16 protein-coding genes are annotated in these 20365 nt (G+C 65.4%); 11 read left to right on the top strand and 5 right to left on the bottom strand.

What is annotated here, in order from left to right; genetic code table 11:
• Positions 1-7: 7 nt before the first annotated feature.
• Together aceK and WFQ67_RS27685 are read right to left on the bottom strand one after the other, a co-directional pair.
• Positions 8-1738: a bifunctional isocitrate dehydrogenase kinase/phosphatase gene (gene aceK, locus WFQ67_RS27690; protein ID WP_173178904.1), complete on the bottom strand. Its 1731-nt coding sequence runs from the start codon at positions 1736-1738 to the stop codon at positions 8-10.
• A gap of 115 nt (positions 1739-1853) precedes the next feature.
• Positions 1854-2768: a LysR family transcriptional regulator gene (locus WFQ67_RS27685; protein ID WP_173178903.1), complete on the bottom strand. Its 915-nt coding sequence runs from the start codon at positions 2766-2768 to the stop codon at positions 1854-1856.
• A gap of 105 nt (positions 2769-2873) precedes the next feature.
• Here WFQ67_RS27685 and WFQ67_RS27680 point away from each other — a divergent pair, with 105 nt between their 5' ends.
• Together WFQ67_RS27680 and WFQ67_RS27675 are read left to right on the top strand one after the other, a co-directional pair.
• Positions 2874-4616 (top strand): amidohydrolase, encoded by a 1743-nt coding sequence (locus WFQ67_RS27680; protein WP_337058772.1) that lies wholly within the window; start codon positions 2874-2876, stop codon positions 4614-4616.
• Positions 4617-4717: 101 nt separating this feature from the next.
• Complete coding sequence (locus WFQ67_RS27675) at positions 4718-5461, top strand: TorF family putative porin (protein WP_213625554.1); 744 nt, start codon at positions 4718-4720, stop codon at positions 5459-5461.
• A 349-nt stretch (positions 5462-5810) separates the two neighbouring features.
• On the opposite strand, the gene WFQ67_RS27670 is transcribed toward WFQ67_RS27675, so the two are convergent.
• The gene (locus tag WFQ67_RS27670; RefSeq protein ID WP_337058771.1) at positions 5811-6725 is read right to left on the bottom strand and encodes a LysR family transcriptional regulator; all 915 of its coding nucleotides are present in this window, start codon (positions 6723-6725) and stop codon (positions 5811-5813) included.
• A 107-nt stretch (positions 6726-6832) separates the two neighbouring features.
• Here WFQ67_RS27670 and WFQ67_RS27665 point away from each other — a divergent pair, with 107 nt between their 5' ends.
• Positions 6833-8575, top strand: coding sequence for an amidohydrolase (locus WFQ67_RS27665; RefSeq protein WP_337058770.1), 1743 nt, complete (start codon positions 6833-6835; stop codon positions 8573-8575).
• Positions 8576-8957: 382 nt separating this feature from the next.
• Entirely contained in the window at positions 8958-9866 is a 909-nt protein-coding gene (locus tag WFQ67_RS27660) for a DMT family transporter (RefSeq protein WP_213625557.1), read from the top strand.
• A 366-nt stretch (positions 9867-10232) separates the two neighbouring features.
• Here WFQ67_RS27660 and WFQ67_RS27655 read toward each other — a convergent pair whose 3' ends face one another.
• Positions 10233-11318 carry a polyamine ABC transporter substrate-binding protein gene (locus WFQ67_RS27655; protein ID WP_213625558.1) on the bottom strand — a complete coding sequence of 362 codons (1086 nt, stop codon included), beginning with the start codon at positions 11316-11318 and terminating at the stop codon, positions 10233-10235.
• A gap of 247 nt (positions 11319-11565) precedes the next feature.
• Here WFQ67_RS27655 and WFQ67_RS27650 point away from each other — a divergent pair, with 247 nt between their 5' ends.
• A complete protein-coding gene (locus WFQ67_RS27650; RefSeq protein ID WP_173178896.1) occupies positions 11566-13230 on the top strand; it encodes an MFS transporter in 1665 nt (554 codons plus the stop codon).
• Positions 13231-13710: 480 nt separating this feature from the next.
• On the opposite strand, the gene cysK is transcribed toward WFQ67_RS27650, so the two are convergent.
• Positions 13711-14685 carry a cysteine synthase A gene (gene cysK / locus WFQ67_RS27645; protein WP_173178895.1) on the bottom strand — a complete coding sequence of 325 codons (975 nt, stop codon included), beginning with the start codon at positions 14683-14685 and terminating at the stop codon, positions 13711-13713.
• Positions 14686-14815: 130 nt separating this feature from the next.
• On the opposite strand from cysK, the gene WFQ67_RS27640 reads away from it, so the two are divergent.
• The 6 genes from WFQ67_RS27640 (at position 14816) to WFQ67_RS27615 (ending at position 20361) form a co-directional block, all read left to right on the top strand.
• Positions 14816-15895 (top strand): DUF748 domain-containing protein, encoded by a 1080-nt coding sequence (locus tag WFQ67_RS27640; RefSeq protein ID WP_337058769.1) that lies wholly within the window; start codon positions 14816-14818, stop codon positions 15893-15895.
• 285 nt (positions 15896-16180) lie between these two features.
• On the top strand, positions 16181-17026 hold the full coding sequence (locus WFQ67_RS27635; protein ID WP_173178893.1) for an AAA family ATPase: 846 nt from the start codon (positions 16181-16183) through the stop codon (positions 17024-17026).
• 7 nt (positions 17027-17033) lie between these two features.
• Positions 17034-17468, top strand: a complete 435-nt coding sequence (locus WFQ67_RS27630) for a hypothetical protein (RefSeq protein WP_337058768.1) — start codon at positions 17034-17036, stop codon at positions 17466-17468.
• Positions 17461-17856: a GFA family protein gene (locus tag WFQ67_RS27625; RefSeq protein ID WP_236208841.1), complete on the top strand. Its 396-nt coding sequence runs from the start codon at positions 17461-17463 to the stop codon at positions 17854-17856. The genes WFQ67_RS27630 and WFQ67_RS27625 overlap by 8 nt, the downstream gene beginning before the upstream one ends.
• Positions 17857-17881: 25 nt before the next feature.
• Positions 17882-19060 carry a vWA domain-containing protein gene (locus WFQ67_RS27620; protein ID WP_213625562.1) on the top strand — a complete coding sequence of 393 codons (1179 nt, stop codon included), beginning with the start codon at positions 17882-17884 and terminating at the stop codon, positions 19058-19060.
• Between the two features lie 173 nt (positions 19061-19233).
• Positions 19234-20361, top strand: coding sequence for a nucleoid-associated protein (locus WFQ67_RS27615; protein ID WP_337058767.1), 1128 nt, complete (start codon positions 19234-19236; stop codon positions 20359-20361).
• Positions 20362-20365: the final 4 nt, after the last annotated feature.

Raw genomic sequence — 20365 nt, 5'->3', positions numbered from 1 at the left:
CAGGCCGTCACTGGATGGCGTCCGGGCGTTCCTTGCGCCGGTAGGGGAAGACGTCGATCACCTTGCCGGCGCGGATGGCGTCCTGGAGGCTCTTCCAGTAGTCGGCGTCGTAGAGGTCGCCGTGCAGCTGGTTGAACAGCTTGCGCTGGCCGATATCGGCGAACAGGAAGCGCGGGAACTCCTCGGGGAACACGTCGTGCGGGGCCACCGAGTACCAGGGCTCGGAGGACATCTCGTCCTCGGGGTAGCGCGGCGGCGGGATGAAGCGGAAGTTGACCTCGGTGAGGTAGCTGATCTCGTCGTAGTCGTAGAACACCACGCGGCCGTGACGGGTGACGCCGAAGTTCTTCAGCAGCATGTCGCCGGGGAAGATGTTGGCGGCGGCCAGCTGCTTGATGGCCAGGCCGTAGTCGTCCAGCGCCTCGCGCACCTGGGGCTCGCTGGCGCTTTCCAGGTAGATGTTCAGCGGGGTCATGCGGCGCTCGGTCCAGCAGTGGCGGATGAGCACGGTATCGCCTTCCAGCTCGACGGTGGACGGCGCCACCTCCAGCAGCTCGGCCAGGCACTCGGGCTCGAACTTGGCCTTGGGGAAGCGGAAGTCGGCGAACTCCTGGGTATCGGCCATGCGCCCGACGCGGTCGACGCTCTTCACCAGGCGGTACTTCTCGATGACGGTGTTGCGGTCGACGTTCTTCGACGGCGAGAAGCGGTCCTTGATGATCTTGAACACGGTGTTGAAGCCCGGCAGCGTGAACACGCTCATGACCATGCCGCGCACGCCGGGCGCCATGATGAAGCGGTCGTCGGTGTTGGCCAGGTGGTTGATCAGGGCGCGGTAGAACTCGGACTTGCCGTGCTTGTAGAAGCCGATGGAGGTGTACAGCTCGGCGATGTGCTTGCCCGGCAGGATGCGCTTGAGGAAGCCGACGAACTCCGCCGGCACCGGCACGTCCACCATGAAGTAGGAGCGGGTGAAGGAGAAGATGATCGAGACGTCGGCTTCGTCGGTGATCAGCGCGTCCACCTGGATGCCCTTGCCCTCGCGGTGCAGCAGCGGGATGACCAGCGGCCACTGCTCGTCGCGGGTGTAGATGCGGCCCACCAGGTAGGCGCCCTTGTTGCGGTAGAGGGTGGATGAGAACAGCTCGACGCACAGTTCCGGGTCCTTGATCACCCAGTCCGGCAGGCTGTCGCGCAGCTGGGCGACCAGGCGATCGAGGTCGCGCTCCAGGTCGTCGAAGGGCACGGCGAAGCGGTAGTCGTCGAGGATCTGCAGCAGCGCCGCCTTGAGGTCGCCGCGCGGGTGGTAGCTGCGGGTCTGCGGCGCGCGCTCGTGGGGGCGCAGGGACGGCCGCGTGGTGTGGATGAACATGCAGCCGTCGCTGATCAGGTCATGGCTGAACAGGCCGCAGAAGATCGAGTTGAACCAGGTTTCCGAGAGTTCGTCGTCGAAGCGCAGGTCGATCAGCTTGATGTAGGCGCTCTTGACCAGCGGCCACAGCTGCACGTCCAGCAGCACCTCCTCGTCGAAGGCGGCGCGCAGGCGCTCGCCCACTTCACTCACCTTCTCCTCGTAGAGGGCGATCCGCGCGGCGGCCGCCTGCTGGATCTCCTGCCACTGCGCCTGCTCGAAGCGGGCGCGGGCGCCGTCGGTGATCTGACGGAAATGCTCACGGTAGTCGTCGAAACCATCGAGGATCAGTCGCGCGATATCTGCGGCCGGCCATTGCTGCGCCATGGGGAACACTCAGCTGGGAATTCGGAAGACGGAGCTTAGCCACAGCCCGGCCCGAAAAAAAGCTCCCCCTGCATCAGCCCCGGCCGGACCACTCGCGACCGATGGGTCACGGCGCTCAGGCCAGCCCCCGCGCCTCGAGGAAGGCGGCCAGGTAGTCGATGAACGCCAGCACCTTGCCGGTGGCCCGGCGATGGCTGGGGTAGACGGCGAGGATCTGGTCGCCGAAGGCGTCCGGGTCGATCTCGTGGTCGGCCAGCAGGCGCACCAGGCGGCCATCGGCGATATAGGGCGCGGCGCTCCACAGGGGAGTGTGCAGCACGCCGACCCCGGCCAGGGCGTTGGCCAGCAGCAGGTCGTAGTTGTCGCTCTCCAGGCGCGGGGCGGCAGGCTGGGCCAGGCGCGTGCGCTGGCCGTCGCATTCCACCCACCAGTACTGCCGGCTCAGCGCCGGGTGGCGGTAGGCGAGCCAGTCGTGGCGGTCGAGATCGGCGAGGGTCGGCACGCCCTTGCGTGCCAGGTAGGCGGGGCTGGCGCACAGGGCCAGGCGGTTGCGCCCGACCACCCGGGCGATCAGCCCCGGCAGGTCGCTCTGCCCCTCGCGCAGGGCTAGGTCGTAGCCCGCCTCCACCAGGTCGACGAAGGCGTCGCACAGATCGACCCGCAGGCTGATCTGCGGGTAGGCGGCGAGAAAGCCCGCGCACACCTCATCGAGGAAGGCGCGGCTGAAGGCCAGCGGCGCGGTCATCCGCAGGCTGCCCTGCAGGCCGTGCTGCAGCTGGCCGATCTCCTCGCCCACATCGTGCAGGCGCTGCAGCAGCTGGCGCGCGGTCTCCAGGTAGAGGCGCCCCGCTTCGGTGAGGACGATGCGCCGGGTGCTGCGCTCGAACAGGCGCGCACCCAGCTCGGCCTCCAGGTGGCTGACGGCCTTGGTCAGCGCCGAGGGGGTCTTGCCCAGTTGCTCGGCGGCACGGCTGAAACTGCCCTGTTCGGCGGTGGCGACGAACATGGCGATGGCACCGAGCTTGTCCATGGTTTTTCCATTCCGGCAAAAGGGTTTTGCACGCTGCCGGCGTTCTGCCAGCCCCGGGGAGCCGCTAGTCTCGCTGGCAGACCGACAAAAACAAAGGGGGAGCCCGTGAAAAACTTCGTTCCACGACTACTGGCGGCTGCGGTGGCTTTTGCCTCGATGGAAGCCATGGCCGGCGCCGATATGGTGCTGTTCAACGGCAAGGTGTTCACCGCCGACAAGGCCCGCCCCATGGTGCAGGCCATCGCCGTGGAGAACGGCAAGGTGCTGGCGGTGGGCAGCGATGCCGAGATCAAGGCCCTCGCGGACGCCTCCACCCAGCGCATCGACCTCGGCGGCAAGGCGCTGATGCCGGGCCTGATCGACACCCACTCCCACGCCATCTTCGGCGGCCTGGAGATGTCCACCGCCAACATGGGTGACGAGCAGGTGAGCCTGGATGAGTTGGAAAAACGCCTGCGCACCTGGCGCGACGACGGCACCGCGCGCCACGGCGACACCCTCTACGTCGGGGGCATGACCTCCGCCTACTGGGCCCAGGCCGAGGCCATGGGCCAGCGCTTCGACCAGGGCGAGTGGGCCGGGGTGCCCATCGTCTTCGTCGGCAGCGACCACCACACCGCCTGGGCCAACGCGGCCATGCGCAAGCGCGCCGGCATCGACGCCAAGCTGGTCGAGTCCCTCCCCGAGGCCGAGCGCGGCACCATCGGCCTGGGCAAGGACGGCGCGCCCAACGGCTTCCTGGTGGACGCCGGCTGGGACCGCGTCGCCGCCGTGCTGCCGCCCATGGACCCGGCCCTGCTGCTGCGCGCCGGCGAGAACGCGGTGCGCACCAACAACAGCCTGGGCATCACGGCGTGGATGGACCCGGCCGCCAACGGCGCCCCCGGCGAGCCCCTGTTCGCCCTCAAGCCCACGGAGAAGTCCGTCGGCGTGCTGCCGGTGTACAAGGCGCTGGCCGAGAGAGGCGAGCTGACCGCCCACGTCGCCGCGCTCTTGGTGGCCCACCCGAAAAGCCGCCCCGCCGACCTGGACACCCTGGAGAAGGTGCGCCAGCAGTTCCAGGGCATCGACAACCTGAGCCTGCCGGGGATCAAGATCTTCGCCGACGGCGTGCTGGAGTACCCGGCGCAGAGCGCGGCGCTGATCGACCCGTACAGCAACAGCCACAAGCAGGGCGAGCTGCTGATCGACCCGGCGCACTTCGGCGAGCTGGTCAGCGCGGCGGATGCACGCGGCTGGCTGGTGCACATCCACGCCATCGGCGACCGTGCGGTGCGCGAGGCGCTCAACGGCATCGAGCAGGCCCGCCGCGACCGGCAGAGCGGCATCACCCACTCGATCACCCACCTGCAACTGGTGAACCCCAAGGAGTTCGCGCGCTTCAAGCCGCTCGACGTGATCGCCTCCATGCAGCTGCTCTGGGCCGCCGGCGACGACTACACGCTGGACATGGTCAAGCCCTACGTCAGCGCCTTCGCTTTCCGCTACCAGTACCCGGCGCACTCGCTGCTGCAGCAGGGCGCGACCATCGCCGGCGCCAGCGACTGGCCGGTGTCCTCGCCCAACCCCTGGGCGGCCATGGCCCAGGCGGTGACCCGCGAAGGCGAGAAAGGCGTGCTCAACGCCGAGGAGCGCCTGGACCGCGACACCATGTTCTACGCCTACACCCTCAACGCCGCGCGCACCATCGGCCAGGAGCAGCACATCGGCTCGCTGGCCGCCGGCAAGCAGGCCGACTTCATCCTCCTCGACCGCGACGTGTTCACCGTGGACGCCAAGGCCCTGGCCGAAACCCAGGTGCTCAAGACCTGGTTCGGTGGCCGCGAGGTCTACACCGCCGCCCGATAACAAGACCGCACCACCGCTGCTGCCTGGCCCCCGCTGCATGGGGGTCGGGCGAAGCCTTGCCTTTCATCTGCCCATAACAACCACAAGATCGGGAATCCACCATGAAGCGTTCCACCACCCTCCTCCTCGCCGGCCTCGCCCTGGCCCCGCTGTGCAGCCAGGCCGCGCTGCCGATCACCGACGACTTCGCCGTCGCGGTCGACCTCAACCTGGCCAGCGACTACCGCACCCGCGGCATCTCGCAGACCCAGGGCGACCCCGCCATCCAGGCCGGCGCCACGCTGCTGCATGCCAGCGGCCTCTACGCCGGCGCCTGGACCTCCAACGTCGACTTCGGCTTCGGCCTCAAGACCCGCCAGGAGGTGGACTACTACGCCGGCTGGTTCTGGCAGGCCACGGACGCGGTGAGCCTCGACCTGGGCGTGATCAAGTACGCCTACCCGAAGGAGAGCCAGTTCAACCAGAGCGAGGTGTACGCCATCCTCAGCGCGTACGGCTTCAAGGCCGCCGCCTATTACTCGGACGATGCGCCGAACATCATCGGCGAGGACCAGGACACCCTCTACACCTGGGTCGGCTACGAGACCCAGCTGCCCCTGGAGGTGGGCCTGGAGCTGCGCTACGGGCGCATGGACTTCAAGGACCCGCTGTTCTGGTCGCGCAACGGCACCGGCAGCGAGTCGTACCGCGAGTGGGAAGCCAAGCTGACCCGCGACTTCCTCGGCGTCACCTGGGGCCTCGCCTACGTCGACACCGACCTCTCGGAAAGCCAGTGCGCCAGCAACTACGGCTTCACCGACACCTGCAGCGCAACGGTGGTGGCGAGCGTCAGCAAGTCGTTCTGACAGGCCCTGTAGGGGCGAATTCATTCGCCCAAGGCGCGCGCAGCGGGCCCGACGACAGCATGGGTTTCGCTGCGCTCTGGCTCTTCTGTGGGAGCGAATTCATTCGCGAAATGGGTCAGCGCCGTTGCGTTGGGCCTCGCTACGCTCGGCACCAACCTACGGGCTCGGGAAGGGTGGACCGCGCTTAATCGGTCCACCGTCGGGACCATCCGCAACTTCCAAAGCCAGGACCCTGTAGGGGCGAATTCATTCGCCAAGGCACGCGCAGCGGGCCCAACGACAGCATGGGTTTCGCTGCGCTCTACCCATCCTACGGGTGGGAGCGAATTCATTCGCGATGGCCCGGCCATCAAGCGATCCCCTGCTCGTGCATATAAGCCTCCAGCATCTCGATGAACGCCCGGACCTTGCGCGTACGCCGGCGGTGGGAGAGGTAGAGCACATGCACCCAGGGGCCGAATACATCGGGCTCCAGCAGGTACTCGGGCATCACCCGCACCAGCTGGCCGCTGGCCAGGTACGGCTTGGCGCTCCAGCGTGGGAGCGGCTGCAGGCCGTGGCCGCGCAGCAGGCAGGCGAGCAGGAAGTCGTAGTTGTCGCTGGCCAGGTGCGCCACCGGATGGGCCAGGCGGATGCGCTCCTCGCCCAGGCGCAGCCACCAGAAGTGCCGGTTGAGCATGGGGTGCTGGAAGATCAGCCAGTCGTGCTGCTGGAAGTTCTCCAGGGTCACCCCCATGCCCTTGCGCTCCAGATAGCCCGGGGTGCAGCACAGGTAGACGCGGTTATCGGCCAGGGGCCTGGCGATCAGCCCCGGCAGGTCGGTGGGGCCGTCGCGCAGGGCCAGGTCGTAGCCGCCGTCGATCAGGTCGACGAAGGCGTCGTTGAGGTCCACTTCCAGGCGCACCTGGGGATGGGCGTCCATGTAGCAGCAGCAGACCTCGTTGAGGAAGGCCGGGCCGAAGGACGGCGGCGCGGTGAGGCGCAGGGTGCCACGCAGCTCGTGCTGCAGCTGGTCCACTTCCTCGCCGGCCAGTTGCAGTTGCATCAGCGCCTGGCGCGCCCCTTCCAGGTAGATGTGCCCGGCCTCGGTCAGCGCCATGCGCCGGGTGGTGCGCTCGAACAGGCGCACTCCCAGTTCGGATTCGAGGTGGCCCACCGCCTTGGTCAGCGCCGAGGGCGTCTTGCCCAGGTGCTCGGCCGCGCGGCTGAAGCTGCCGTGCTCGGCGGTGGCGATGAACATCGAGAGGGCACTGAGCTTGTCCATCGACCTGTTCCGATTCGGCATAGAAGTTGTGCGCGAACATAGCATTCTGCCGCCGCGCCGGCTTGGTTAGGCTCAGCGCCAGACCAACAAGAACCGGAACCCAGCCAATGAAATGCCTCGCCCCCACCCTCCTGGCCACCGCCCTGATCTGTGCCTCCATGGAAAGCATGGCGGCGGTGGACCTGATCCTGCACAACGCCAAGGTCTATACCGCCGAACCCGGCCAACCCCTGCAGCAGGCCGTGGCCGTGGAGGACGGCAAGATCCGAGCGGTGGGCAGCGACGCCGACATGCTGCGCCTCAGGGAGGCCGGCACCCGCGTCGTCGACCTGGGCGGCAAGGTGCTGATGCCCGGCTTCGTCGACTCCCACTCCCATGCGGTCATGGGGGGCCTGGAACTGGCGGCGGCCACCGTCGACACCCAGCTCCTGCCCATGGACGAGCTGGAGCGCCGCCTGCGCCAATGGCGCGACGACGGCAAGGCACGCCAGGGCGACATCCTCAGCGTCGGCGGCCTGCCCTCGGCCTACTGGAGCCAGGTGGCGGAGTTCGAGCGACGCTTCAACCAGGGCGAATGGAAGGACGTGCCCATCGCCTTCATCGGCTGGGACCAGCACACCGGCTGGGTCAACCAGGCCATGCTGAAACGCGCCGGCATCGACGCCGACACGGTGAAAGCCCTCAGGGGCGAACAGCTGGCCACCGTCGGCCACCACGAAGACATGCGCCCCAACGGCTTCCTCGCCGACGCCGGCCTCGACCCGGTGCTGGCGCAATACCCGACGGCGACCCCCGAGCAGTTGCTGGAGGCCGGCCGCGCGGCCCTGCGCTACAACCTCAGCCTGGGCATCACCGCCTGGATGGACCCGGCCGCCAACGCCGCCCCCGGCGAGCCGTTGTTCGACTTCAAGCCCACCGCCCAGACCCTCGGCATCCTGCCGGTGTACAAGGCAATGGCCGAAAAGGGTGAACTGACCGCCCACGTCGCCGCCTTGCTGGTGGCCCACCCGAAGAGCCGCCCGGCCGACCTGGACACCCTCGAGCAGGTGCGCCGGCAGTTCCAGGGCGTGCCCAACCTGAGCCTGCCGGGGATCAAGATCTTCGCCGACGGCGTGCCCGAATACCCGGCGCAGACCGCCGCCCTGCTGGAGCCCTACAAGAATTCCAAAAAGTACGGCGAGCTGCTGATCGACCCGGCGCACTTCGGCGAACTGGTCAGCGCGGTCGATGCCCGTGGCTGGCTGGTGCACGTGCACGCCATCGGTGACCGCGCGGTGCGCGAATCCCTCAACGGCATCGAGCAGGCACGCCGCGACCGGCACAGCGGCATCCCCCACTCCATCACCCACCTGCAGATGGTCAACCCCAAGGAATTCGCCCGCTTCAAGCCGCTCGACGTGATCGCCTCCATGCAGCTCTACTGGGCCAGCGCCGACGACGCCACCCTCGACCTGGTGCAGCCCTACATCAGCACCATGGCCTTCCAGTACCAGTACCCGGCCCGCTCGCTGCTGAAGAACGGCGCCACCCTCGCCGGCGCCAGCGACTGGCCGGTGACCACGCCACAACCCTGGAAGGCGATCTACCAAGCCGTCAGCCGCAAGGGGCCCAAGGGCGTGCTCAACCCGAGCGAGGAAATCGACCGGGAGACCATGTTCCAGGCCTATACCCTCAACGCGGCGCGCACCATCGGCCTGGACCAGCAGATCGGCTCGCTGGCCCCCGGCAAGCAGGCGGACCTGATCCTGCTGGACCGCGACGTGTTCCAGGTGGAGCCCGACGCCCTGCGCGACACCCAGGTGCTGAAGACCTGGTTCGCCGGCCGCGAAGTCTTCGAAGCCGCCCTGTAACAGCCCCGCCCCGGCGCCCTTGTGGGAGCGGATTCATCCGCGATGCCCCGCCCCACAACGCCGGGTTTCACCAGGATGAACGCGTGCCGTAGGGTGTGCCGTGCGCACCTCCGCTCGGTGCTTCCGGCGGGCTCCAGGTGCGCGCAGCACACCCTACATCCGGAATGAGCGGCTGCTGCATGCGCCGAGGTCTGATAGTGGGACCCAAAAGCAAAGCCACGCACCACGAACATGGATGTTTACTCGCCCGGCGAACCACCCGCCCCCACAACGCCCAGCCCAGACGCCTAGCCGAACTGTGCCGTCGATTTGAACGCAAGGTGTCGATTGCGCCGCTGCCGGGGCGGCGTAAGCTGTGCCGCTCCTGCCTCGGAGCCCTTGCATGAAACCCGCCGATCTCGTCCGCCTGTTGAGCCTCGCCGCCATCTGGGGCGCCAGCTTCCTGTTCATGCGCGTGCTGGTGCCGGTGATCGGCGCGTTGCCGACGGCGTTCTTCCGCGTGGCCATTTCGGCCATCGGCCTGGTGGCGATCCTGGCGCTGCTGCGGGTGACCTGGGACTTCCGCGGCAAGCTGGGCAAGATCCTGCTGATTGGCGTGGTCAGCTCGGGCATTCCCGCCGCCATGTACGCGCTCGCCGCCGAGGTGCTGCCGGCGGGCTACTCGGCCATCTTCAACGCCACCACGCCATTGATGGGCGTGCTGATCGGCGGGTTGTTCTTCGGCGAGAAGCTGACCCTGCCCAAGGCCGCCGGCGTGCTGCTGGGCCTGGCCGGCGTGGCGGTGCTGACCGGCGCCGGGCCGGTGGCCTTCGACGCCGACCTGCTGCGCGGTGCCCTGGCCTGCCTGATGGCGACCACCTGCTACGGCTTCGCCGGGTTCTTCACCAAGCGCTGGATCAACGATGCCGGTGGCCTGGACAGCGGCCTCTCGGCCTTCGGCGCCCAGGCCGGCGCGACGCTGTGCCTGCTGCCGATCTTCCTCGCCAGCAGCCACGCCATGCCCCTGGCGCCCCTGGCCGAGCCGGGCATCTGGCTCGCGCTGGCCGGGCTGGGGCTGCTGTGCACCTCGTTCGCCTACGTCATCTACTTCCGCCTGATCGCCAACGTCGGCCCGGTGAAGACCATGACGGTGACCTTCCTCATCCCGCTGTTCGGGGTGTTCTGGGGCGCGCTGCTGCTGGACGAGTCGCTGTCCTGGGCGCACCTGCAGGGCGGCGTGCTGATCGCCCTGGCGCTGTGGCTGGTGCTGCGCCCGACGGTGGCGGCGGTCGAGGTGGAGCGGGCGTCGTAGGGGTTGCCGGCTGGTCGGTTGGGCGAATGAATTCGCCCCTGCGCGGGTTGCACCCGCCCTACCGGTTTGGCCTGTAGGTCGGGTGAAACCCGACGTTGCGGTGTTGGCCGGTCGCGAATGAAGTCGCCCCTACATAAGAGCCAGGGCCCTGCGTAGGTGGACGTCGCTCTTCACGTCCACCAGCGCAGTGGCGGGTGGCTCCGATGGTGGGCCGATGAAGCGCGGTCCACCCTACATCCTGTATGGCGGTGATCGATCGGTAGGTCGGGTGAAACCCGGTGTTGCGGTAGTGGGCCATCGCGGATGAATCCGCTCCCACAAGAAAAACGCCCCGGCAAGCCGGGGCGTTGGTGTTTCAGCGCGGGGTCATTTGCCGGTCTTGACGGTGTTCCAGGTGCGGGTGCGCACGCGGTCGATCTTCAGCGGCATGGATTCCAGGGCGAACAGCTTGGCCATGACGTCGGCCGGCGGGTAGATCGCCGGGTCGGCCTTGATCTCGGCTTCCACCAGCGGTTCGGCGGCGTTGTTGCCGTTGGCGTAGTGCACGTAGTTGCTGACGCCGGCGATCACCTCGGGACGCAGCAGGTAGTTCATGAAGGCGTAGCCGGCCTTCTCGTCGGGCGCGTCCACCGGCATGGCGACCATGTCGAACCACATCGGCGAGCCTTCCTTGGGCGTGGAGTACTTGATCTCGACGCCGTTGCCGGCCTCCTTGGCGCGGGTGGCGGCCTGGAGGATGTCGCCGGAGAAGCCGACGGCCACGCAGATCTCGCCGTTGGCCAGGTCACCCACGTACTTGGATGAGTGGAAGTAGCGCACGAAGGGGCGGACCTTGAGCAGCGCGGCCTCGGCGGTCTTGTAGTCCTCCGGCTTCTTGCTGTGGTGCGGCAGGCCCAGGTAGTTGAGGGTGATGGGCAGCAGCTCGGGGCCGTTGTCGAGGATGGCGACGCCGCACTTGGCGAGCTTCTCCATGTTCTCGGGCTTGAAGATCAGGTCCCAGGAATCCAGCGGCGCGTTGTCGCCGAGCACTTCCTTGACCTTGGCCGGGTTGTAGCCGATGCCGGTGCTGCCCCAGAGGTAGGGGAAGCCGTGTTCGTTGCCCGGGTCGTTGACTTCCAGGGCCTTGAGCAGCGCCGGGTTGAGGTTCTTCCAGTTGGGCAGCTGGCTCTTGTCGAGCTTCTTCAGCGCACCGGCCTGGATCTGCTTGGCCATGTAGTGGTTGGACGGGACGACGATGTCGTAGCCGGATTTGCCGGTCATCAGCTTGCCGTCGAGGGTCTCGTTGCTGTCGTAGACGTCGTAGGTGGCCTGGATTCCGGTCTCCTTGCTGAACGTGGCGACGGTGTCGGGCGCGATGTAGTCGGTCCAGTTGTAGATCTTCACCGTGTCGGCGGCCTGTGCAGCTCCGGACACGGCGAGGGTCAGGAGCAGAGGCGCGAAGGAACTTCTCATTGTCTTTGTTTCCTGGCTGCGAGTTGGGAATCGGGGCACGGCAAGCGTAGTCGATACCGGCGTTGCGCCAGCTTTACCGCGGTGGCCGGGCGAGACAATCACACCAAAGTCCCAGCGGACCCGCGAGGAAGAACGCCACTGGCGAAAACCGCCGATCCGGCCTTTGCCCGCCGGGGTGGTGTCTACACTTGCGCGGTAACCAGGGACCGGCGCCCATGGCCCGGTCCGGCCTCGCAAGGAACCCCGCATGCTCCAGTCCGTATCGCCGAAGAACGACCTGCCGCGCACACCCGAATCCGAGGAGCCCCCCAAGAGCGGCCTGTTCAGCCCCTTCACCATCACCGCGTTCCGCATCATCTGGATCGCCAACCTGTTCGCCAACCTGGGCACCTGGGCGCAGTCGGTGGCCGCCGCCTGGGTGGTGACCGAGGCCCACGCCAGCCCGCCGACGGTGGCGATGATCCAGGTCGCCGCCGCGTTGCCGCTGGTGCTGTTGTCGATCATGTCCGGGGTGCTGGCCGACAACCACGACCGCCGCAAGATCATGATGGCGGGCCTGGCCTTCGAGATGAGCGGCGCGACCTTCCTCACCGCCATGGCCTTCTTCGGCTACCTGGACCCGCTGCTGCTGATCGTCTCGATCCTGTGGATCTCCATCGGCGGCTCAATCACGATCCCGGCCTGGCAGGCGGCGGTGAACGAGCAGGTGCCGGCGAAGATGGTGGGCGATGCGGTGCTGCTTAACAGCGTCAACTACAACGTCGCGCGCGCCGCCGGCCCGGCCATCGGCGGGCTGATGCTCAGCGCGGTGGGGCCGGCCTGGGTCTTTCTGTTCAACTGCCTGTGCTACCTGGGGCTGATCTGGGCCATCTGGCGCTGGCGCCGGGAACTGCCGGTGCGCAGCCTGCCGCCGGAGCGGCTGATGGAGGGCGTGGTCGCCGCGCTGCGCTTCACACAGTACTCCAGCGTCACCCGCCTGGTGATGCTGCGCTCGTTCTCCTTCGGCATCTCCGCCTCCGCCGTGTGGGCGCTGCTGCCGCTGCTGGCGCACCGCAACCCGGACGGCGACGCGGCGGTGTACGGCTACATGCTCGGCGCCCTGGGCGTGGGGGCGATCCTCGGCAGCCTGGGGGTGAACCTGGCGCGACGCGGCGTCGGCACCAGCCGCCTGATCAGCTTCGCCGGCCTGCTGCTGGGCCTGGTGCTGCTGGCGCTGGGCTCGCTGGACAGCCTCTGGGTGATCTTCCCGGCGCTGGTGCTGGGCGGCGCCTGCTGGATCGCGGCGGTGGCCAGCTACAACTCGGCGGTGCAGATCCTGGTGCCGGACTGGGTCAAGGCGCGCGCCCTGGCGCTGTACCAGACGGCGCTCTACGGCGGCCTGGCGCTGGGCTCGTTCCTCTGGGGCCACCTGGCGGAAACCATGGGGGTGAAGGGCGCGCTGTTCGCCGCAGGCTGCCTGATGATCGCCTGCGCCTTCCTGCTCTATCAGTCGCGCCTGCCGGAGCTGGACGCCACCAGCATCGCCCACGCGGTGACCACCCTGCCCGGCCAGCCCACCTTCGTCTTCAACCCCGGCCGTGGCTCGGTGCTGGTGACCATCGAATACCGCATCCCGGTGGAGCGCACCCGCGACTTCGTCCGCGCCATGCAGATCCTCCGCCGCCTGCGCCTGCGCAACGGCGCCGACCGCTGGGCGCTGTACCGCGACACCAGCGACCAGGAGAACTGGCAGGAAATCCTCCTGGTGGACAACTGGCTGCAGCACCTGCGCATGCTCGACCGCCTGACCATCGCCGACAAGGCGATCATCGACAACGTGACCATGCTCCACGAAGGCGAGGAGCCGCCACGGGTGAGGCACGGGGTCAGCTATGAGTCGGGGAGTTATGAAGCAAAGGCAGCTGGAAGCTAGAAGCGGGAAGCGGGAAGCGGCTTCGTAGGATGGCGTAGAGCGGAGCGAAACCCATGCTGCCAGGGACCGCCTCGCGCTCCCGGGCGAATGAATTCGCCCCTACAAGGGAAAACCGTCGGATAGGTGCCAGCCCCATCGCGAATGAATTCGCTCCCACCAAGGAGCACTTGTGCCTAGTGGGATGCGGGTGTGCACCGGTGGCCTGGTTGGGCGAATGAATTCGCCCCTACAAGGGAAACCCGGCGGATAGGTGCCAGCCCCATCGCGAATGAATTCGCTCCCCCCAAGGAGCGCTTGTGCCTAGTGGGATGCGGGTGTGCACCGGTGGCCTGGCTGGGCGAATGAATTCGCCCCTACGCGGGTTGCACCCGCCCTGCCGGTTCGGCGTTAAACCCGGCACATCGGCGCCGGGATTTCGCGAATGAATTCGCTCCCACAAGTGCGCATGCCCCCAGCGAGCCGGGGGCATGCTGGCAGGCCTTACTGCTGCAGTTCCTGCTCGGTGAACAGGCCGTCGAAGAGCATGGTGGAGAGGTAGCGCTCGCCGGAGTCGGGGAGGATGACGACGAGGGTCTTGCCCTGCATCTCCGGCTTCTCCGCCAGGCGCACGGCGACGGCCATGGCGGCGCCGCCGGAGATGCCGCAGAGGATGCCTTCCTCGCGCATCAGGCGCAGGGCCATCGCCTTGGACTCGTCGTCGGTGATCTGCTCGACGCGGTCGACGATGGACAGGTCGAGGTTCTTCGGCACGAAGCCCGCGCCTATGCCCTGGATCTTGTGCGGGCTGGGCTTGACCTCTTCGCCGGCCAGGGTCTGGCTGATCACCGGCGAGGTGACCGGCTCGACCGCCACCGAGAGGATCGGCTTGTTGCATTGCTGCTTGATGTAGCGCGACACGCCGGTGATGGTGCCGCCGGTGCCGACGCCCGCCACCAGCACGTCCACCGCGCCGTCGGTGTCGTTCCAGATCTCAGGGCCGGTGGTCTTCTCGTGGATGGCCGGGTTGGCCGGGTTCTCGAACTGTTGCAGCAGCAGGTACTGCTCGGGGTTGCCGGCGGCGATCTCGGCGGCCTTCTCGATGGCCCCTTTCATGCCCTTGGCCGGCTCGGTGAGCACCAGCTCGGCGCCGAGCGCCTTGAGCACCTTGCGACGCTCCAGGCTCATGGAGGACGGCATGGTGAGGATCAGCTTGTAGCCACGGGCGGCGGCGACGAAGGCCAGGCCGATGCCGGTGTTGCCGGAGGTGGGCTCCACCAGGGTCATGCCGGGGCGCAGGCGCCCATGCTCCTCGGCGTCCCAGATCATGTTCGCGCCGATGCGGCACTTCACCGAATAGGCGGGGTTGCGCCCCTCGACCTTGGCGAGGATGGTCACGCCCTTCGGGCCGAGTCGGTTGACCATCACCAGGGGCGTATTGCCGATGGCTTTGGAGTTGTCTGCATAGATACGGGTCATGGGCCTGTCCTTAGAGGTGGCGGGCGGTTGGAAGGCGACCAGCCTATGCCCGCGCGCCAGTGCAGTCCAGCCGAACTCATTGCAGTGGGCGGCAGTCCATGAAAGAGAATCGCCCCCGGCGGATGCCCCCATGAAAAGACGCTACAGCCTGCCCCTCGGGGCGCTCCTCACCCTCGTCCTGCTGCTGGTGGTGGCGCACTTCGCGCTGCCCTGGCTGATCCGCGACTACCTCAACGGCAAGCTCGCCGACATGGGCGAGTACCGCGGCCATATCGCCGATGTCGACCTGGCCTGGTGGCGCGGCGCCTATCGCATCAACGGCCTGTCCATCGTCAAGGCCGACGGCGCGATCCCGGTGCCGCTGCTGGACGCCCCGGGCATCGACCTGGCGGTGAGCTGGCACTCGCTCTGGTACGACCACAGCGTGGTGGCGCGGGTGATCTTCGAAGCGCCGGAGGTGAACTTCGTCGACGGCGGCAAGAACAAGCAGGACTCGCAGACCGGTGCCGGCACCGACTGGCGCGACCAGTTGAACAAGCTGCTGCCCATCACCCTCGACGAGGTGCGCGTGGTCAACGGCCGCATCGCCTTCCACAACTTCAGCTCGACGCCCAAGGTGGACATCGACGCCAGCGAGGTGAACGCCAGCCTCTACAACCTGACCAACGTCGCCGACGACAGCGGCGAGCGCGTGGCGCGCTTCGAGGGCCGGGCGCAACTGCTCGGCCACGCGCCGCTGGAGGTGGAGGCGCGCTTCGACCCGTTCAAGAACTTCGAGGATTTCGAGCTGCGCCTGCGCGCCCGCGACGTCGACCTGCCCCGGCTCAACGACTTCTCCCGCGCCTACGGCAAGTTCGACTTCAAGGCCGGCAGCGGCGACCTGGTGATCGAGGCCCGTGCCGATAACGCCCAGCTCAGCGGCTACATCAAGCCGCTGCTGCGCAACGTCGATGTCTTCGATTGGGAGCAGGACGTGGAGAACGACGACAAGGGCTTCCTCCGTTCCTTGTGGGAGGCCCTGGTGGGCGGCGGCGAGACGGTGCTGAAGAACCAGCAGCGCGACCAGTTCGCCACCCGCGTGGAGCTCAGCGGCAACGTGCATCGCCAGGACATCAGCGCCTTCCAGGCCTTCCTGTCGATCCTGCGCAACGCCTTCATCGAAGCCTTCACCACCCGCTTCGAACGCCCGCCGCCGGAGAAGAACGACTGACGGCCGGCCCCCCTCGCCGATGAATCCGCTCCCAGAGGGCAGGCCAACCTGTTGCCGAAGGTGACAGCCGCCCGCCTGCCAGGCCCGTGCTTGAGCCACCGCCCATCGCAGGTCGGGGTACGCGCCGGGCCGGGAGTGTCTAGGCTGGAAGGAGAGTGACCGCCCATTCAGTGACTGAATGCCCCGTCTGCGTTCACAGTGCGCCGGGCCGCGCGTTATAGTCGGCCTTTCCGTAAATACCGAAGGCCCCGGCCGAGCCGGGCGTTACCGTTCGAGGATTCCCTGATGAAGTTCGAAGGCACCCAGTCCTACGTCGCCACCGACGACCTCAAGCTTGCGGTCAACGCCGCCATCACCCTGCAACGCCCGCTGCTGGTCAAGGGCGAGCCGGGCACCGGCAAGACCATGCTCGCCGAGCAACTGGCCGAATCCTTCGGTGCCCGCCTGATCACCTGGCACATCAAGTCCACCACCAAGGCGCACCAGGGCCTGTACGAGTACGACGCGGTCAGCCGCCTGCGCGACTCGCAGCTGAACTCCGAGAAGGTCCACGACGTTCGCAACTACATCAAGAAAGGCAAGCTGTGGGAGGCGTTCGAGTCCGAAGAGCGCGTGATCCTGCTGATCGACGAGATCGACAAGGCCGACATCGAGTTCCCCAACGACCTGTTGCAGGAACTCGACAAGATGGAGTTCTACGTCTACGAGACCAACGAGACGATCAAGGCCAAGCAGCGCCCGATCATCATCATCACCTCCAACAACGAGAAGGAACTGCCGGACGCCTTCCTGCGCCGCTGCTTCTTCCACTACATCGCCTTCCCGGATCGCGAGACCCTGCAGAAGATCGTCGATGTGCACTACCCCAACATCAAGAAGGACCTGGTCGCCGAGGCGCTGGACGTGTTCTTCGACGTGCGCAAGGTGCCGGGCCTGAAGAAGAAGCCCTCCACCAGCGAGCTGGTCGACTGGCTGAAACTGCTGATGGCCGACAACATCGGCGAAGCCGTGCTGCGCGAGCGCGACCCCACCAAGGCCATCCCGCCCCTGGCCGGCGCCCTGGTGAAGAACGAGCAGGACGTGCAGCTGCTCGAACGCCTGGCGTTCATGAGCCGCCGCGCCAGCCGCTGAAGCTGCGATGGACCTCGAGCGGATCAGACGCAAGCGCCAGAAGAACGTTCAGGAGCAGGCCCTGCTCCGGCGTGAAGGGCTGCGACTGACCGCCGAGTACTACCGCAACCAACCAGACGAATTGCCTCGCGTGCTCCTGCACCACCCGCAGGCACTGGGGATCGACTGGAGCAGCACCATCATGGTCGACCTGCATATAGAGCAATACGGCGGTCATTCAGTCAGAGGCCTGCTGCTGACCCAAGACTGCCGGTTCATTGAGTTCGACCTCGATACCAACGAGGACTACTCCGAGCTGGATGCCAAAGGCCGCAACCTTTGGCATGACGTGACAGAGCAGACCTCGACCTCCCGCCATAACCGCGGGACGGGTGTCAGCGACGGTGCCTGGGCCCTGGAAGTCCAACGCCAGCTCAACGGAGAGGCCAGCGAGAATGCATAACGGCAGCTGCCTGTGCGGCGCGGTGAAGTACCAGATCGACGCGCCCATCGAATCCGCCACCCATTGCCATTGCAGCCAGTGCCGCAAGGGCCATGGCGCCGCGTTCGCCACCTACGGCAACGTGCGCTGGAGCAGCTTCCGCTGGACCGCGGGCGAGGACCTGGTGACCCGTTATCACTCCAGCCCCGGCGTCACCCGCAGCTTCTGCCGGCAGTGCGGCGCCACCCTGCAGTGGTACAGCGACAAGGCCCACCCCAACTGGGTGTCGATCGCCCTGGGCACGCTGGACTCGCCCTTGGGCGAGATCCCGCAGAAACACATCTACCCCGAATCCAAGGCCGACTGGTACGCCATAGCCGACGGCCTGCCCCGGGAACCCCGTTCCTGAGGCCAACCAGCAAGAGGGCGCAGCCATGCTGCTCAACCTGTTCAACGAAATGCGCGCGGCCAAGGTGCCGGTCTCCGTCCGCGAGCTGCTGGACCTGATCAACGCGCTGAAGCACAACGTGGTGTTCGCCGACATGGACGAGTTCTACTTCCTGTCGCGCACCATCCTGGTCAAGGACGAGCGCCATTTCGACAAGTTCGACCGGGCCTTCGGCGCCTACTTCAAGGGCCTGGAAAACCTCAACCAGCACATCGAGGCGCTGATCCCCGAGGAATGGCTGCGCAAGGAGTTCGAGCGCATGCTGACCGACGAGGAGCGCGCGCAGATCCAGTCCCTCGGTGGCCTGGACAAGCTCATCGAAGAGTTCAAGAAGCGCCTGGAAGAACAGAAGGAACGCCACGCCGGCGGCAACAAGTGGATCGGCACCGGTGGCACCAGCCCCTTCGGCTCCGGCGGCTTCAACCCCGAGGGCATCCGCGTCGGCGACGCCGGCAAGCGCCAGGGCAAGGCCGCCAAGGTGTGGGACCAGCGCGAGTACAAGAACCTCGACGATCAGGTGGAACTGGGCACCCGCAACATCAAGGTCGCCCTGCGCCGCCTGCGCAAGTTCGCCCGCCAGGGCGCCCAGGACGAACTCGACCTGGACGGCACCATCGACCACACCGCACGCGATGCCGGCCTGCTCAACATCCAGATGCGCCCCGAACGCCGCAACAGCGTGAAGCTCCTGCTGCTGCTGGACATCGGCGGCTCCATGGACGCCCACGTGAAGGTCTGCGAAGAACTCTTCTCCGCCTGCAAGACCGAGTTCAAGCACCTCGAGTACTTCTACTTCCACAACTGCGTGTACGAATCGGTGTGGAAGAACAACCTGCGCCGCACCTCCGAACGCACCTCCACCCTGGACCTGCTGCACAAGTACGGCCCGGACTACAAGGTGGTGTTCGTCGGCGACGCCGCCATGGCCCCCTACGAAATCACCCAGGCCGGCGGCAGCGTCGAGCACTGGAACGAGGAGCCGGGCTATGTGTGGATCAAGCGCTTCATGGAGAAGTACAAGAAGCTCATCTGGATCAACCCCTACCCCAAGGACACCTGGAACTACACCGCCTCGACCAACATCGTGCGCGAGCTGATCGAGGACCAGATGTACCCGCTGACGCTGAGCGGACTGGAGGAGGGAATGAAGTTCCTGTCGAAGTGAAACAAGAAAGGGCCTGGAAGGGCCCTTTCTTCATTGAAATCAATAAATTAGCAACAGCAACGACTTACCTCTAACACAGTAAGCTTCCCGCAAGCGAGCGTGATGAAGTAGTCTTAAAACGTTATAGGTCTTACAAAACGATTGCACCTTATAAAAACCTTCAAGGACGAATCATGGCATACGAGTTGAAGTTCGCTGTTATTCACAGCTTTGAAAAAGCACAACACACCATAGTAGTTCGCAGAGACACAATAGTTGAGAAGCCACTTTTCGATGTAAAAATCCCAACAGTACAAGCCTTGGTAACTGGAATTCATGAGCTTCTTGGCAAGCCTGAAAATAATGTCATATGGGGACAGTTTTCCGATAGCCGTCCAGGTCCATTCCCTAACACTGTAAAAAGCTTATTAACAACCCCAAACGCTAAAAATTTTGAAAGCCTTGCAAAAACAGCCCTACACCAACTAATTGGTCAAGCCAAGGAGGAGCCTCTTTCCACTGGGGGCCACACACTCTTTGCGCACTACATATCAAATTCAATCCCCTACCTTCTAATTGCTAATATTAAGCAGAGAAATGGCCTGCGATTAGGCGAGGATTACATCCCGATAGAAAGTGTTGACATTGATATGACAAAGGTGCAGCAAGCCGCACGCATAAATTTGTCTCGGCTATCTGAAAGCCTTTTGCCTACAACTTTCGAAGGCGACGAAAATATTGAAGAAAACAACGACAGAACATATCTTTGCTTCATTAGCAAAGGCAGGGATAGTGACGCATCTACATATTTCATCAAAGCGCTAGGCTGCGAAAAAGGAGTAGCCAGCGGCAGAGCCACTAACAACGCTATAGATGTTGTAGAAGCCTTCTTTAGAGGCATCCCTGAGCTACGCCCAATATCCCCGCAAGCCAAAGAGAATGTAATCATATACTTGCGAGAGCGTTTAGAGAAAAAAGAGAAAGCTACTCTTAGAGGTGTAAAGGCTGCTGCTGCTAGCGCGATACCTGCTGAAATCGCAGATCATGCTACCTTTTTAGACTCTCTTGACGAACAGTTAAACAATGAAGAAAACAGAGTACCAGAAGAATTCACTGTAAATAAGGTGGTACTCAACAGGAAAACAAAAATAAAATCCATTGCAAATAGATGGACTTTACAATTTGAAAAAGGAGCACTTGGCACAACCGCAAACAGCACCGTCTTCTATAACGAAAACGAAGGAACCATTACATTAAAAGATCTGCCACCCAAACTAATTAAAGACATAGCAAAAGAAATAAAAGACCGAAACGCAGGATAGTGTA

This window comes from Pseudomonas sp. USHLN015 (assembly GCF_037153275.1).
Taxonomy (GTDB): Bacteria; Pseudomonadota; Gammaproteobacteria; order Pseudomonadales; family Pseudomonadaceae; genus Metapseudomonas; species Metapseudomonas tohonis.
Note: the sequence above shows the minus strand (reverse complement) of the source record. Positions and strands in the feature narration are given on the sequence as shown.